At 56.0% G+C, this 13,403-nt stretch carries 12 protein-coding genes; 8 read left to right on the top strand and 4 right to left on the bottom strand.

The window, feature by feature from the left end:
• Nucleotides 1-212: 212 nt before the first annotated feature.
• Both ABUK12_RS08000 and ABUK12_RS07995 read right to left on the bottom strand, forming a co-directional pair.
• A complete protein-coding gene (locus ABUK12_RS08000) occupies nt 213-953 on the bottom strand; it encodes a carbonic anhydrase (RefSeq protein WP_410015783.1) in 741 nt (246 codons plus the stop codon).
• A gap of 663 nt (nt 954-1,616) precedes the next feature.
• Nucleotides 1,617-2,783: a L,D-transpeptidase family protein gene (locus ABUK12_RS07995; RefSeq protein WP_410015782.1), complete on the bottom strand. Its 1,167-nt coding sequence runs from the start codon at nt 2,781-2,783 to the stop codon at nt 1,617-1,619.
• 232 nt (nt 2,784-3,015) lie between these two features.
• Here ABUK12_RS07995 and ABUK12_RS07990 point away from each other — a divergent pair, with 232 nt between their 5' ends.
• Nucleotides 3,016-3,342 carry a hypothetical protein gene (locus tag ABUK12_RS07990; protein WP_410015781.1) on the top strand — a complete coding sequence of 109 codons (327 nt, stop codon included), beginning with the start codon at nt 3,016-3,018 and terminating at the stop codon, nt 3,340-3,342.
• 270 nt (nt 3,343-3,612) lie between these two features.
• The gene (locus ABUK12_RS07985; protein ID WP_410015780.1) at nt 3,613-4,308 is read left to right on the top strand and encodes a phosphohydrolase; all 696 of its coding nucleotides are present in this window, start codon (nt 3,613-3,615) and stop codon (nt 4,306-4,308) included.
• Between the two features lie 59 nt (nt 4,309-4,367).
• On the opposite strand, the gene ABUK12_RS07980 is transcribed toward ABUK12_RS07985, so the two are convergent.
• Nucleotides 4,368-4,826, bottom strand: a complete 459-nt coding sequence (locus tag ABUK12_RS07980) for a tail fiber assembly protein (RefSeq protein WP_410015779.1) — start codon at nt 4,824-4,826, stop codon at nt 4,368-4,370.
• A gap of 369 nt (nt 4,827-5,195) precedes the next feature.
• Between ABUK12_RS07980 and ABUK12_RS07975 the strand changes: the two genes are divergently transcribed.
• The 3 genes from ABUK12_RS07975 (at nt 5,196) to ABUK12_RS07965 (ending at nt 5,903) form a co-directional block, all read left to right on the top strand.
• A complete protein-coding gene (locus ABUK12_RS07975; RefSeq protein ID WP_410015778.1) occupies nt 5,196-5,378 on the top strand; it encodes a DUF2158 domain-containing protein in 183 nt (60 codons plus the stop codon).
• Nucleotides 5,379-5,550: 172 nt separating this feature from the next.
• On the top strand, nt 5,551-5,691 hold the full coding sequence (locus ABUK12_RS07970) for a hypothetical protein (protein ID WP_410015777.1): 141 nt from the start codon (nt 5,551-5,553) through the stop codon (nt 5,689-5,691).
• Between the two features lie 29 nt (nt 5,692-5,720).
• Entirely contained in the window at nt 5,721-5,903 is a 183-nt protein-coding gene (locus ABUK12_RS07965) for a hypothetical protein (RefSeq protein ID WP_410015776.1), read from the top strand.
• 93 nt (nt 5,904-5,996) lie between these two features.
• Here ABUK12_RS07965 and ABUK12_RS07960 read toward each other — a convergent pair whose 3' ends face one another.
• Complete coding sequence (locus tag ABUK12_RS07960) at nt 5,997-7,187, bottom strand: beta-glucosidase (RefSeq protein WP_410015775.1); 1,191 nt, start codon at nt 7,185-7,187, stop codon at nt 5,997-5,999.
• Nucleotides 7,188-7,440: 253 nt separating this feature from the next.
• On the opposite strand from ABUK12_RS07960, the gene ABUK12_RS07955 reads away from it, so the two are divergent.
• The 3 genes from ABUK12_RS07955 (at nt 7,441) to mdoH (ending at nt 13,382) form a co-directional block, all read left to right on the top strand.
• Nucleotides 7,441-8,877, top strand: coding sequence for a phospholipase D family protein (locus tag ABUK12_RS07955; RefSeq protein WP_410015774.1), 1,437 nt, complete (start codon nt 7,441-7,443; stop codon nt 8,875-8,877).
• Between the two features lie 424 nt (nt 8,878-9,301).
• Nucleotides 9,302-10,870, top strand: a complete 1,569-nt coding sequence (locus ABUK12_RS07950) for a glucan biosynthesis protein G (RefSeq protein ID WP_410015773.1) — start codon at nt 9,302-9,304, stop codon at nt 10,868-10,870.
• Nucleotides 10,863-13,382, top strand: a complete 2,520-nt coding sequence (gene mdoH / locus ABUK12_RS07945; RefSeq protein WP_410015772.1) for a glucans biosynthesis glucosyltransferase MdoH — start codon at nt 10,863-10,865, stop codon at nt 13,380-13,382. Before ABUK12_RS07950 ends, mdoH begins: the two co-directional genes overlap by 8 nt.
• The last annotated feature ends 21 nt before the right edge of the window (nt 13,383-13,403 follow it).

The following is a 13,403-nucleotide window of genomic DNA, read 5'->3' as shown; positions in this document are numbered from 1 at the left end:
TATTGAATAAAAGTAGCGCCGGGATGGCAACCAGACCGGCAATAGAAACATGAGAAGAATATTAACGATATATATGCTATTGCAATTAGCGTATTAATGATGAGTAATTGTAATTAGGGGCCGCTTACGCGCTGATGAATGAGCGTATTCTTTTACCGCGCGAATAACGAAAAATGCTAACAGCCCGGCGCTGGCTGGGCTGTAGCGACAGGTTAGGCGAAAAACTCTACCTTTCCGCCGTTCAGGTGATACATGGAACCAATGATTTTTATAGTGCCCTCGGACTCAAGTTTATGAAGAATATCGCTTTTCCTGATTTCCTCAATAGTGAGTTTTACGTTGGTCGCCGCTACCGCATCGACAAATTCATCATTACTGCTCACCCTCTCCTTGGTATATTCTGTTTTATCAATGGCTGGTTTGATTTTATCCAGCAGACCCGTCAGGTTACCCAACTCAACATTATCGATAGCGCCTTTCACCGCGCCGCAGGCAGTATGCCCCATGACCACAATAACTTTGGCCCCGGCCGCAGCACAGGCGAACTCTAGGCTGCCGAGAATATCGGCATTGGAAATATTGCCCGCGATCCTGCTGTTAAACGCTTCTCCAATGCCCGTATCCAGGATGATTTCCGCTGGCGCGCGGGAGTCGATACAGCTGAGAATCACCGCCGACGGATACTGTCCAGCCGCGCTGGCGCGTTTTTGCGCCAGGTAGTCATGTTGATGCGCTTTCCCCGTTTGAAAGCGGATATTGCCTTGCTTGAGACCCTCGATGATTTGATCCGGGGTCATCTTATCGCGCTCTGCTTTACTCAATGCGGCTGCATAGGATAGTGAGGGCAAGCCCATGCCTACAACGCCCGCTATCCCTAAAACGGAAAGACCCGCGGCGCGTTTTAATACGGTGCGCCGAGCTGGTTCGGCTGAATGCGGTATATCGGTTTGCATTATAAACTCCTGTAGCCAGGATAATCCCAACGGCTGAGTGAAGTGAAATGAAAGTGGTTTTACCCGGGCAGGGTGACACTGCGTTTTGAATACGGACGCAAATGAACCTTACCGAATAAGTTATTATCATAACGTCATAACCGCATTTATTTCATGAAGATTTCATTTTTAAACAACGCATTGTGTTGTTTTTTTATTAATTGGAATGTATGTCACGAATATTGTCTATATAAGGTAATTTATTTAAATGCTACATTTATATTATTGTTGGATTTTATTTTCTAATGTTTAATTTTTTTTATTCTGAATTTCAATGAATGAAATCAATATATTTATACCCTAAGTTATAATAACGTTCACCTTTAGCCATTGGTAAAGGATGCTATCGGCGAGCCGCCGTGCCGATACAGGCATGAAGGGGCAATTCACCGCGGGGTTGTGCGCCGGCGTGGCTATGGGCCGCGCGCCTGGCTTGCGGTTAGTCTCTCTCCCACTAATCCATAAATTAAATTTACCGGCAATGTTCACCCGCAGTGATGACATCGCGATTATCCAGCGCAGGTTTTATTAACATCGGCAAAGCGACGTGGTTAACGAGGGGTTTTCGGGGGGCAAGCAAAAGCGCGCAACCCGGCGTCCATGCCAGGGTTGCCGCGGGGCGGTTTAGTTAATCGTACCGGTCTGCTGGGTTTGGCCTGCTGGCGCGGTCGTGGCCGCAGAGGCTGAGTCGGGCGCGACGGCCTGGGTGTTGGTGTCAGGCGCGGTGATGGGCGCCGGCGCCGCCTCCGGGGCTGGCGTCGTGGCGCCGGACGCCGATGCGCCGGAGCCTTGGGCGGAATCCGGTGCCGCCGCCGGGGTATTTTCCGCCGGTGCGGCAACTGGCATCACCACCGGCGGGGTGGCTGTGGCGGCAGATACGTTTACCGGGATGCCGGCGCGATTTTGCAGGGCGGCATTAACCAAATCCTGATTGACGACCTGGTCGACCAGCACTTTGCTCACGCTTACCGGCAGGGTAATGGGCACCGGCTCGTTAGAATTGAACTGCTCTTCTGTGGAAGACAGGGGATTATGCACTTCGAGATAACGGGTGCCGTCAGGTTCAACGGTCGCTTTAACCGGTTCGTCGATAAATTGCACCCGGGTGCCGACCGGGACATGATCGAAGAGATATTTGATATCGTCGGCACGCAAACGTACGCAGCCGTGGCTCACGCGCAGGCCGATGCCGAAATTGGCATTGGTGCCGTGGATGGCATACAGGCGGCCGACATAAAGCGCATACAAACCCATCGGATTATCCGGGCCGGCCGGGAAGACTTCGGGCAACGTTTCGCCGCGCGCCGCGTATTCCGCATGCATCGCCTTGGTCGGCGTCCAGGTTGGGCCATTTTTCTTGCGCTGTACGCTGGTCACCCAGTTAACCGGCGTATCTTTGCCCAGTTCGCCGATGCCGATGGGCAATACAACTACCGTATTGGTGCCTTTGGGGTAGTAATAAAGACGCATTTCCGCGCTGTTTACCACGATGCCCTCATGCGGCGTATCGGGCAAAATCAATTGATGGGGAATAATCAGCTTGCTGCCCGGCAACGGCAGGAAGGGGTCGACTCCCGGATTGGCCTCGATCATATTGCTCAGGCCCATCTGGAACTGCGCGGCAAAATGCTCCAGCGGTAACTTGCTGTCCTGGGGGATGGCTATTTCCAGATTTTCCCCTACCAGGCGGCTGGTGCCGGCCGGAAGAGGGTATACCACGGCAAAGGCTGAGTGACTGAAGGCAGCCATTGCCAGAATTACCGTAAAGATTGCACGCATATTCATTTTCATAGTTAGTCAGATGTTATCGCCACACTGGCAGTAATTGGAAAGTTTATTCCGGCTCGCGGATGACCGGATGGGCATTATATGTTCACAACGGCCAAAGAGGGAAATAATATGTGTAACCTTGGGTACAGCAGTCTGCTGGCGGCAAGCGGCGCGGCGCTGGGACATGGCCCCGCGCGCCTTGGATATTGTTATTTTCTTACAGCGGGTTACAGAGAAAATAAGAGCATTATCCATGAGCCAACATGTGGTGATCATGCTGCACGGCATGGGAAGTCAAGGCGACGGTATGGCGCCGTTGGGCGGCATCTGGCGGCCAAATCTGCCGGAAACGGCGTTTGCGGCGCCGGACGCGCCTTTTTCTTTTGAACAGGGACCGGGCCGCCAATGGTTCAGCATTACCGGCGTCACGGAACAAAATCGCCCGGAACGGGTAGCGGCGGCCAGGCCCGCATTCGATGCCACCCTGAGCCGGCTGATGACGGAACATGGCCTGGCGGGACGGGCGGACTGGGCGTGGACGTCACCTCCCATATTCCGCCCGGGCTGGGCCATAGCCTGAACGCGGACAGCGTGGCGATGGCGGGACGTTTTATCGCCCGGATACTGGCGGTTGGGCAATGACATCCGGTTATTGCGCGCCGGCGCTCCTTCAGTTTAATGCTTGAAGCGCGGCGCCGGATGTGGCTTATTACTATTAACCCCCCGATTAAACAGGATGTGGGTCGACGGCACAGGGCCTCCCGGCAGCGGGCGGGCCTGGAGCGGGAAATCATCGGGAGAGGCATCAGCACGGGATATAATAAGCTTCTAATAGCTGGCAGGAGGAAATATGGCACTGCACGAATGGGAACGCCGGTTTAAAGAGTATTTGGAGAAACACTTTCCGCAAGACGATAAAGCGCACGATCTCGCTCATTTCAGCCGCGTATGGCATACCGCCCAGAAGATAATGCATCTCTCGGCCGCCGATGAATTAACCGTTCTAACGGCGTGTTATTTTCATGATGTGGTCAACCTGCCGAAAAACCATCCGGATCGTCATCTGGCGTCCAGGCGAGCCGCCCGGGAAACAATAAGGATCCTGGCTCAGCATTTTCCGGATTTTCCGGCCGGCGCTTATCCGGGCGTAGCCCATGCCATCGAGGCCCATAGCTTCAGCGCGGGCATCACGCCCGAGACCCTGGAGGCGAAAATCGTCCAGGACGCCGACCGGCTTGAATCGTTGGGCGCCATCGGCCTGGCGCGCGTATTTCATGTGGCGGGGCAATTGGGCCGCGGCCTGTTCCATGCGGAGGACCCGCTGGCCCTGCATCGCCCGCTTGACGATGCCAGTTATACCTTTGATCATTTCCAAACCAAATTGCTGACCCTGGCCGATAGCATGCAAACGGAGATGGGGCGCACAATGGCGGCCTACAACATTGATTATCTGGTCACGTTTATGAGTAAGCTGTGCGCGGAGCTGAAAGGGGAGTACTACCAGTTGGATGAAGAGACCCTGGCGCGTTTTCGTGTGCGGTCATAGTCCCCGGGGCCGCCGGTTCTCCGGCGCGGTTCGCCATGAGCCGGACGCCGGGGGAAACGCTATTTCAGCAGTAACGGAGGACGACTGACGATCTTGGGCAGGTGCGGCATTAGCAGGCTGGAATCGATCCATTTATCGCCATCCCAGCGATCGGTGCTATTTAACGGCGCCAGCAGCGTCATTGACGGCGGCAGCGCGGTCAGGAAATCAATGCGGATCGTCACTCCGTCGCTAATGCGATAAGCGGTCTGGCCGCGTAAATCGGCCACCGCCTCCCAACGCTTACCGTCCAGCGATCTGACCAGCGCCATATTGGCTGCGGGCAATACCGGTTTGTCCTGATAGCTAAAGGCGGGCAGTCGCGCTCCGGCGCAGAGATGTTCCACGGTGGCGCAAAGATATTCCCGCGTCACCGGATGGGCGCAGTACGCGACAATCCAGCCGGAATGCAGCGCCATGCCCTGTTTATCAAGCTTGGCATTGGCAAAATCGGTTGAGTATTTATTTTTCTGGATCATGGCGTCGTCAGAGTCAGTTATCGCTGCGTTATGCGGTAGGCTACTGGCCCGCCGCATCACCGGATAATAGTGAATAGGCGTTAAGTATCGGGCTAATTTATCAACTTGTCATCAAAAATTCACGGCAAAAAAAATTCATTTTAAAAAGTACTATAGCGTGCCATTCCCAATATAAGGCATGTGTAAGGCGCAACAGCGGTTTTAACCCATATGGGCAAGGCGTTCGCGTTGAGCTTGTGTCTCTTCAATTTCTTTTACCCTTTGGGCCTTTGACGTATGCCATCATGGCTTGTACGCTGGAAGGACAGGCAGCCGGCCTGGCCCATCCCCGGCCCGGCCGATAACCGCCCACGGGCGAGGAGGAGTGATATGGCTTTTGAAACCGGCGATGTGGTCCAGCCGATTAAAGGCGGACCGGCAATGAGCGTGGTTAAGGTAGAAAACGGCATCGTATTCTGCGGCATGATGGATTCCGGCGTGGAGAACGCGAAACAGTTCAAACCGGAAGAGCTATCGTTGTATAAGGAAGACGGCGACTTCGGGGTTTGCTGACATCAGCCTGTCCGCGGCGCCGCAACCCGGCGCGGCCCCGCGGATAATTCACGCGGCGCTGCGGACGTTGTCCCTTGCATCGCATCAATGATTCGCTTATTTTATAAGCAGTTTGCCGCCAGGTTACCCCGGCAGGTCTTCTTGTTAATATTCTGTAGAATAAAAAACCCGTGTGAAAAAGAGCCGTTTTGTTCAGCGCGACAGGGCGTATCGGGAAACGCTGGGTGACGCTCAGTTCGCGATTGCGGTACTGGCCATAGCAGCGGGTACGCTTATCAGCTTTGTCATGGTAGTGACGCTGTGGATTATCTGAGTCCGCAGCGGCAAATGGAGGGAACAGACATGGAAAACAGCAGTCTGGATGATACCAAACTGATCGCCATTATCGGGTTGTTAATATCGGTCTTAATCGTGGTGTCGGTATTATTCGGCATCGCCTATTTTTATGACGTAAGGCATAACCCCCCCGCGGTGGATGCCGGCGCCTGTTATAACGCTAACGCACGGGCGGAATCTTCGCTTTAATCCGCCCCTTGCCGGCGGGAAGGGGCGGCCGGCAAGGGCGCCCAGCCGGTTATCCGACCACGCGCCGTGCCGGCATGCGTGTTCGCCCCTGCATCAGGCCGGCATGGCCCGCTCATCAGGCAGGCTATCTTCAAGCAGGCCTTTCAGGCGTATCTGCTGGCTGCGAATTTCCAGCGCCAGGGGTTCATAGAGCGAACGGCAGCCGTTGACATCCTGCATGCCCAGCAACCCGAACGGCTGATGCTTCTCGCCGCTCCAGCTACGGTAGTCCGCCACCGGATAAATACAAATCCCTTCCACCGCCACGTCGTTTTTCATGGCCAGGACGGTTTGCTCGAAGATATAGCGCATCCAGGGTACGCGCATATCGCTTTGCGCGCCTGTTTCGGCGATAAGCAGCGGCCGCTGATAGCGCTGGGAGATTTCCCGCAGGATGGTGGCGAAAGGCCGGTAGTGGCTGTCTTCGAAATCGATGGCCCCGCCCTGGTGGAACCATTGGTTACCGGGGCGGTAATTAACGCCCAGAATATCCAGGTAGCCAGGGCCGCCGCCAAGCTCCGGCCGCAGTTTGCCGCTGAGCATATCCCAGACGTCAAACTGGGCCAGCCGCAGCGTTTCCGCATCCAATTCCTGCTCGGGCATGCCCTCGGGCGCGTTGATATGCACCACAGGCTCAGGCTGGAGGAAGCGCGCCGATGGGTCCACCGCGCGAATGGCGTCAATGGCGGCCAGGGTTGCCTTGACCAACTGTATTTTCAACGCCTTGCCTTTATTAGCGGCCATGGGCTGAATATGCGCCATGTCGCCGCCGGCCCAGGCGAGGAAAGAAATGGCGTTTATCGGCGTATAACAGGGCGCCGCGATGCCTTCGTCGCGCACCCGCGCGGCCACCGCGCCGGCAAAACGCGCAAAGCGCTCGATAAAGTCGGGTTGCCATACATCGACATGGTCCGGCCAGCCGAAATGGCACAGATCCCAAATCACCTGGACATGGTTCACCTGCGCGGCATGCAGCATCGGCAAAAAGCTCGACCAGTCGTATTGGCCGGGAACCGCTTCGATCAAATGCCAGCGCAGGCCGTCGCGCACGGTGGTGAGGTTCTGTTCCGCCAGCTGCGCGTAGTCCTTCGCGGCCAGCATCTCATGGCCACTGGAGAGAATCAGGTCCAGGCGGCGCCCGTCACCGCGCACCTCGGTCGAGCAGTCAAAGCCCCCCTGCAGGAAGCTTTGGAACAGCGACGGTTTATACATGGGTGGTATTTCATGCGTGATTTGATCTTGCATCGGACTTCCCCCCTTTCCATGACAGCCTTTACCTACCGAGGCCGTACGACATATCATTTAAAGTAGACAGGTTACGATCAATAAGGTTCTGGCTATCGCCTACTTTGCGATCCTCATTACAAACTTAGCGGGCGCACAACCGCCATCATTATCATCCGGGCAGGCAATTGTCCGGGGCGCGGCTATGATGAAATGTCTTCCTTTATACTGACATGGAGTATTATGGCCTCTTCTTTTTCTTCGGGCTTTTTTTATGCAGCGACTTAACGCGCGTATCGGCCAAGCCATTTCGCGTCTGACGCACGTCCACCCCGAACAATCCGGCATCTATCCGCTGTCGGACGGCCTGGATGCTTTTGCCGCGCGCATGAAGCTTGCCGATTTGGCCGAGCAGACCCTGGATCTGCAATATTATATCTGGAACAAGGACATGTCTGGCATGCTGATGTATAGCGTGGTGCAGCGCGCGGCGGATCGCGGCGTCAAGGTACGGTTGCTGCTTGACGATAACAATACCCGCGGCCTGGACCAGATTTTGCTGGCCCTCGACCAGCATCCGAATATCGAGGTCCGTCTGTTCAACGCCTTCCAGACCCGCACGGTGCGGGCGTTTTCCTACCTGACCGATTTTTCGCGCCTGAACCGGCGCATGCATAATAAAAGTTTTACCGTTGATAACCAGGCCACGATCATCGGCGGCCGCAACGTGGGCGATGCCTATTTCAGCGCCGGCGGCGAACAATTGTTTACCGATCTCGACGTGCTGGCGATAGGGCCGGTGGTGGAGCAGGTGGGACGCGATTTCCAGCGCTATTGGGATTGCCCTTCGGTTTGCCCTGTGGCGCGCGCGGTACGCTCTTCCCGCCTGGGCGGCAAGAACAGCATCAGCAGTATGATGGGACAGATCAGTTTAAATCCCCACGCCGAACGTTATGTCAAACGACTGGAGAGGGCGGATTTTTTTGTCCAGCTGCAGGCCGGCAGTCTGCCTTTTATCTGGGCCAGGACGCGGCTGCTCAGCGACGACCCGGCCAAAGCCCTGGGGCAGGTTGCCGATCATGGCCTGCTCACCAGCCGGATAAAAAGCGTTATTGATGAACCGGAACAACGCCTGGATATTATTTCACCCTATTTTGTGCCCACCAGGGCCGGGGTGGAGCAGTTGGCCGCACTCGCCGCCAAAGGGGTGAAAATTGCGGTTCTGACCAATTCCCTTAACGCCAATGACGTGGCGATTGTGCATGCCGGTTATGCCAAATGGCGCAGGGTGTTGCTGACCCATGGCATCGAGCTGTATGAACTGAAACGCAACAGTTCGGAACAGCACCAGCCGCGGGACCGCGGCCTGACCGGTAAATCCGGCTCCAGCCTGCATGCCAAGACGTTTAGCGTCGACAGCCGGGAGGTTTTTGTCGGTTCATTTAATTTTGATCCCCGCTCCGCCATGCTCAATACCGAAATGGGCTTTGTTATCGGCAGCGAAGAGCTGGCCGAAACCATACACCGCTTGTTTATCGGCACCCTGCGCCAGAATGCGTACCAGGTTTGCCTGGATGAACAGGGAAAAATGTATTGGCGCGAATATCAAGGGGAGCGCGAGGTGATTCACCGGCGGGAACCGGCCACCAATATAGTGGAGCGCTGGCTTATTCGCGCGCTTTATCATTTGCCGGTCGATTGGCTATTATAATCGGCAGCCGGAAAGCGGCCAATATGGCTAATACAATGTAATAAGATTTTTCCTATAAAACCGGTGAAATAAAATAATTTGCCGCCAGGGCGCGGTCGGTGGGAAAGGCCGCCCGCGCCTTTTCCCCGGTTAAGGGGCATTCAGCGGCTTTAAGGTCCTCTTTTTTTAATAACTTTGCGTTTATGTCAAAAATGATTAACCCCCCGCTGGTGGGTCAGGTAAAATCAGCGGGCGGTACCGATTGTTGGAATGTGCTGTTTTAGACTATCTTTTACCGGTAGATGAGCTTGCTTTATAGCCTATTGATCAAACGCTGACCCGGTAAGGGAAAGGTGAGGAACGATCGCTGTACCGTGCTGTCCGAGAAGTGATTTATCAATTAAAATTGCTTTGAATGATTAAGAGCACACGCATAGGGGGGGATGTGCCAAATAATAAATTTTTCGTCAAGTTACCCAAAGCGAGTCTCCGTTTGCTGGGAGCAACGGTGTTGTTGTCGTTATACGCTTTGCCTTCATGGGCATTTACTATTGACGATGTGGCTAAACAAGCGCAGGAACTGGCTGGTAAAGGTTATGAGGCGCCTAAAAGCAATTTGCCTTCTCAATTCCGTGAAATGAAATTTGCTGATTACCAGCAGATTCAATTCAACCATGAAAAGTCATACTGGCACGATCAGCAGACCCCGTTCAAACTGGAGTTTTACCATCAGGGGATGTATTTCGACACGCCGGTAAAAATCAACGAAGTGACGTCCTCCGCAGTCACCGAGATTAAATATACTCCGGACCTGTTTACCTTTGGTTCGGTGAATCATGATCCCGAACTGGTGAAGAACCTGGGTTTCGCCGGGTTTAAGATCCTCTACCCGGTCAATAAGGCCGACAAGAGCGATGAAATCGCCAGCATGCTGGGCGCCAGCTATTTCCGCGTTATCGGCAAAGGGCAGGTCTATGGGTTATCCGCCCGCGGCCTGGCCATTGATACCGCGTTGCCTTCGGGCGAGGAGTTCCCGCGTTTCCGTGAGTTCTGGATTGAACGGCCGCAGGCGAACGATAAACACCTGGTGCTTTACGCCCTGCTGGATTCACCGCGCGCCACCGGCGCTTACCGGTTTGTCATCTATCCGGGACGCGATACCAGCGTCGATGTGCAGGCCAGGGTTTTCCTGCGTGATAAAGTGGGCAAGCTGGGCCTGGCGCCGCTGACCAGCATGTTTTTATTTGGACCTAACCAGCCTTCGCCGACCATGAACTATCGCCCGGCGCTGCACGATTCCAACGGGTTGTCCATCCATGCCGGTAACGGCGAGTGGATCTGGCGCCCGCTGAATAATCCCAAGCATTTGTCCGTTAGCACTTTCCAGGTGGAAAACCCACGTGGTTTCGGTTTATTGCAGCGCGGCCGTTCCTTCTCCGAATATGAGGATCTGGACGATCGGTATGATCTGCGTCCCAGCGGCTGGATTGAACCGCACGGTGACTGGGGCAAAGGGCACGTTGAACTGGTGGAGATTCCCACCGCCGATGAAACCAACGACAATATCGTGGCATTCTGGACCCCGGAAAAATTGCCGGAAGTCGGCAAACCCTTTGATATCGCCTACCGGATGCACTTTTCCCGCGATGAGGATAAAATCCACACTCCCGAGTTCGCCTATGTGAAACAAACCCTGCGTTCCGCCGGGGATGTCAAGCAGTCCAACCTGATTCGCCAGCCGGACGGCACCACCGCGTTCCAGGTGGATTTTGTCGGGCAGCCATTGCGGGATCTGCCAGACAATACCCCGGTGGCCTCGCAAATCAGCGTGGGCGATAATGCCGAAGTGGTCGAAAACAATGTCCGCTATAATTCAGTGACGCACGGCTGGCGTCTGACACTGCGCCTGCGCGTGAAAGATGAAAAACAACCCACCGAGATGCGCGCCGCATTGGTGAACGGCGATAAGACATTGACCGAAACCTGGAGCTACTTGCTACCTGCCAATGAATAATTTAACTGAACCCGGCCTCGATTATATCGAGGCTTTGCCCCTTTCTGCCGAGCAAAAAGGCACTTTGCGCGCACAGGTGCCGCCGGATGGCAGTCATTCCCTCGCATCCCTGCATGTTGATCTCGGGGGTTCCGCCCCCGGTATCGACCTTCCCGCAGATGAAGACAACGCGGCGCTGTACTCGGTAAAGTCCAGGCTGAAAATGGCCTGGCCGGACGCCGCCAGCCGCGACGATGTCGTGGTGGAGGATAGCCAGGGGCGCACCGCCATCAAGGCCATGCCCACCATTACCCGCACGCCGATGTTTCCCGAACCCTGGCTGACCAACCCCATCGTGCGCTATTGGGACGCGATGCGCGGCCACACCCGTGCGCCGCGCCACAAGCAGGAAGCGGCCCGCGAAGAAGGCAACTGGCGCCGGGTAGGGACGATACGCCGTTATATCCTGCTGGCGCTGACGCTGTTCCAGACCGCCATCGCCACATGGTATATGAAGACTATTCTTCCTTATCAGGGCTGGGCGCTGATCGATCCGATGGATATGCTGAACCAGGACTGGCTGCGATCGCTGTTGCAACTGCTGCCGTATATCCTGCAAAGCGGCATCCTGATCTTGTTCGCGATATTATTCTGCTGGGTTTCGGCCGGTTTCTGGACCGCCCTTATGGGGTTTCTGCAGTTGCTGATCGGCCATGACAAATACAGTATTTCCGCCAGCACCACCGGCGACGAACCGCTCAATCCCAAGCACCGCACCGCGCTTATCATGCCCATCTGTAACGAGGACGTGGAGCGTGTGTTCGCCGGTCTGCGCGCCACCTACGAATCCGTGGAAGCGACCGGACAGATTGAGCATTTCGACGTTTATATCCTGAGCGATAGCTATAACGCCGACATTTGCATCGCCGAGCAAAAAGCATGGATGGAACTCTGCCAGGAAACCGGCGGATTCGGCCGCATATTCTACCGCCGCCGCCGCCGGCGGGTAAAACGTAAAAGCGGCAACATTGACGACTTCTGCCGCCGCTGGGGCAAGCAATACAGCTATATGGTGATCCTGGATGCCGATAGCGTTATGAGCGGCGGTTGCCTGACCAACCTGGTGCGGCTGATGGAAGCCAATCCGAACGCCGGCATTATCCAAAGCGCGCCGAAGGCGTCCGGCATGGACACGCTGTACGCGCGCTGCCAGCAGTTCGCCACCCGGGTCTACGGTCCGCTGTTTACCGCCGGGCTGCATTACTGGCAACTGGGCGAGTCCCATTATTGGGGGCATAACGCCATTATCCGCGTCGAGCCTTTTATCAAGCATTGCGCCCTGGCGCCGCTGCCGGGTGAAGGCTCCTTTGCCGGCTCGATACTGTCGCACGACTTTGTCGAGGCGGCGCTGATGCGGCGTGCCGGCTGGGGGGTCTGGATAGCTTATGATCTGCCCGGCAGCTACGAGGAACTGCCGCCCAATCTGCTGGATGAACTTAAGCGGGATCGGCGCTGGTGCCAGGGGAACCTGATGAATTTCCGGTTGTTCCTGGTGAAGGGCATGCATCCGGTTCACCGGGCGGTATTCCTGACCGGCGTCATGTCCTATTTATCGGCGCCGCTGTGGTTTATGTTCCTGGCGCTGTCCACCGCGCTGCAGGTGGTGCATACCCTGATGGAGCCGCAGTATTTTCTCCAGCCGCGCCAGCTGTTCCCGGTGTGGCCGCAATGGCGGCCTGAACTGGCGGTGGCGTTGTTCTCCACCACCATGGTGCTGTTGTTTTTGCCCAAGCTGCTCAGCGTTATTTTGATCATCGCCAAGGGCGCCAAGGAGTATGGCGGGGCGGCTATCCTGTTTTGCTCGATGCTGCTGGAAATGCTGTTCTCCGTGCTGCTGGCCCCGGTGCGCATGCTGTTCCATACCGTATTCGTGGTCAGCGCCTTCCTGGGCTGGTCGGTACAGTGGAACTCCCCGCAGCGTGACGATGACGCCACGCCCTGGAGCGAATCCTTTGTACGCCACGGTCCTCAGATGTTGTTAGGGCTGGTATGGGCCAGCGGCATGGCCTGGCTGGATTTGCGTTTTCTCTGGTGGCTGTCGCCCATCGTGTTTTCGCTGATCCTGTCGCCTTGGGTGTCGGTATTCTCCAGCCGGGCCAATCTCGGCCTGGCCTCACAGCGCGTCAGCCTGTTCCTGATCCCCGAGGAATACTCGCCGCCGAAGGAACTGGTCGATACCGAAACCTATTTGCGGCGCAACCAGGCGCGGGCGCTGGCCGACGGTTTCCGCCATGCGGTGGTCGATCCGGCTTACAATGCCCTGGCGGTGGGAATGGCCACTGCGCGGCACGGTATCAGCCAGGCTATCGAGCGCGTGCGTGACGAGCATGTGCAACTGGCCCTGCAAAGCGGTCCCGACGCCATGAGTGGTCCGCAGCGCCTGGCCGTGATAAGCGATCCGGTGGTCCTGTCGCGTCTGCATTTGCGCGTATGGTCGCGGCCGGAAACCTGGCTGGCCTGGAAGAAAAGTTAACGTCTTCCCGTCCTATACTTA

Origin of the sequence: Sodalis sp. C49 (assembly GCF_046352915.1) — a bacterium.
In the GTDB taxonomy this organism is placed as follows: domain Bacteria; phylum Pseudomonadota; class Gammaproteobacteria; order Enterobacterales; family Enterobacteriaceae; genus Acerihabitans.
This window is presented reverse-complemented; position numbering and strand designations above follow the sequence as displayed.

Coding starts and splice junctions, on each gene's coding strand:
- ABUK12_RS08000 (WP_410015783.1), bottom strand. CDS start 953: ATGCAAACCGATATACCGCATTCAGCCGAACCAGCTCGGCGCACCGTA.
- ABUK12_RS07995 (WP_410015782.1), bottom strand. CDS start 2,783: ATGAAAATGAATATGCGTGCAATCTTTACGGTAATTCTGGCAATGGCT.
- ABUK12_RS07990 (WP_410015781.1), top strand. CDS start 3,016: ATGAGCCAACATGTGGTGATCATGCTGCACGGCATGGGAAGTCAAGGC.
- ABUK12_RS07985 (WP_410015780.1), top strand. CDS start 3,613: ATGGCACTGCACGAATGGGAACGCCGGTTTAAAGAGTATTTGGAGAAA.
- ABUK12_RS07980 (WP_410015779.1), bottom strand. CDS start 4,826: ATGATCCAGAAAAATAAATACTCAACCGATTTTGCCAATGCCAAGCTT.
- ABUK12_RS07975 (WP_410015778.1), top strand. CDS start 5,196: ATGGCTTTTGAAACCGGCGATGTGGTCCAGCCGATTAAAGGCGGACCG.
- ABUK12_RS07965 (WP_410015776.1), top strand. CDS start 5,721: ATGGAAAACAGCAGTCTGGATGATACCAAACTGATCGCCATTATCGGG.
- ABUK12_RS07960 (WP_410015775.1), bottom strand. CDS start 7,187: ATGCAAGATCAAATCACGCATGAAATACCACCCATGTATAAACCGTCG.
- ABUK12_RS07955 (WP_410015774.1), top strand. CDS start 7,441: ATGCAGCGACTTAACGCGCGTATCGGCCAAGCCATTTCGCGTCTGACG.
- mdoH (WP_410015772.1), top strand. CDS start 10,863: ATGAATAATTTAACTGAACCCGGCCTCGATTATATCGAGGCTTTGCCC.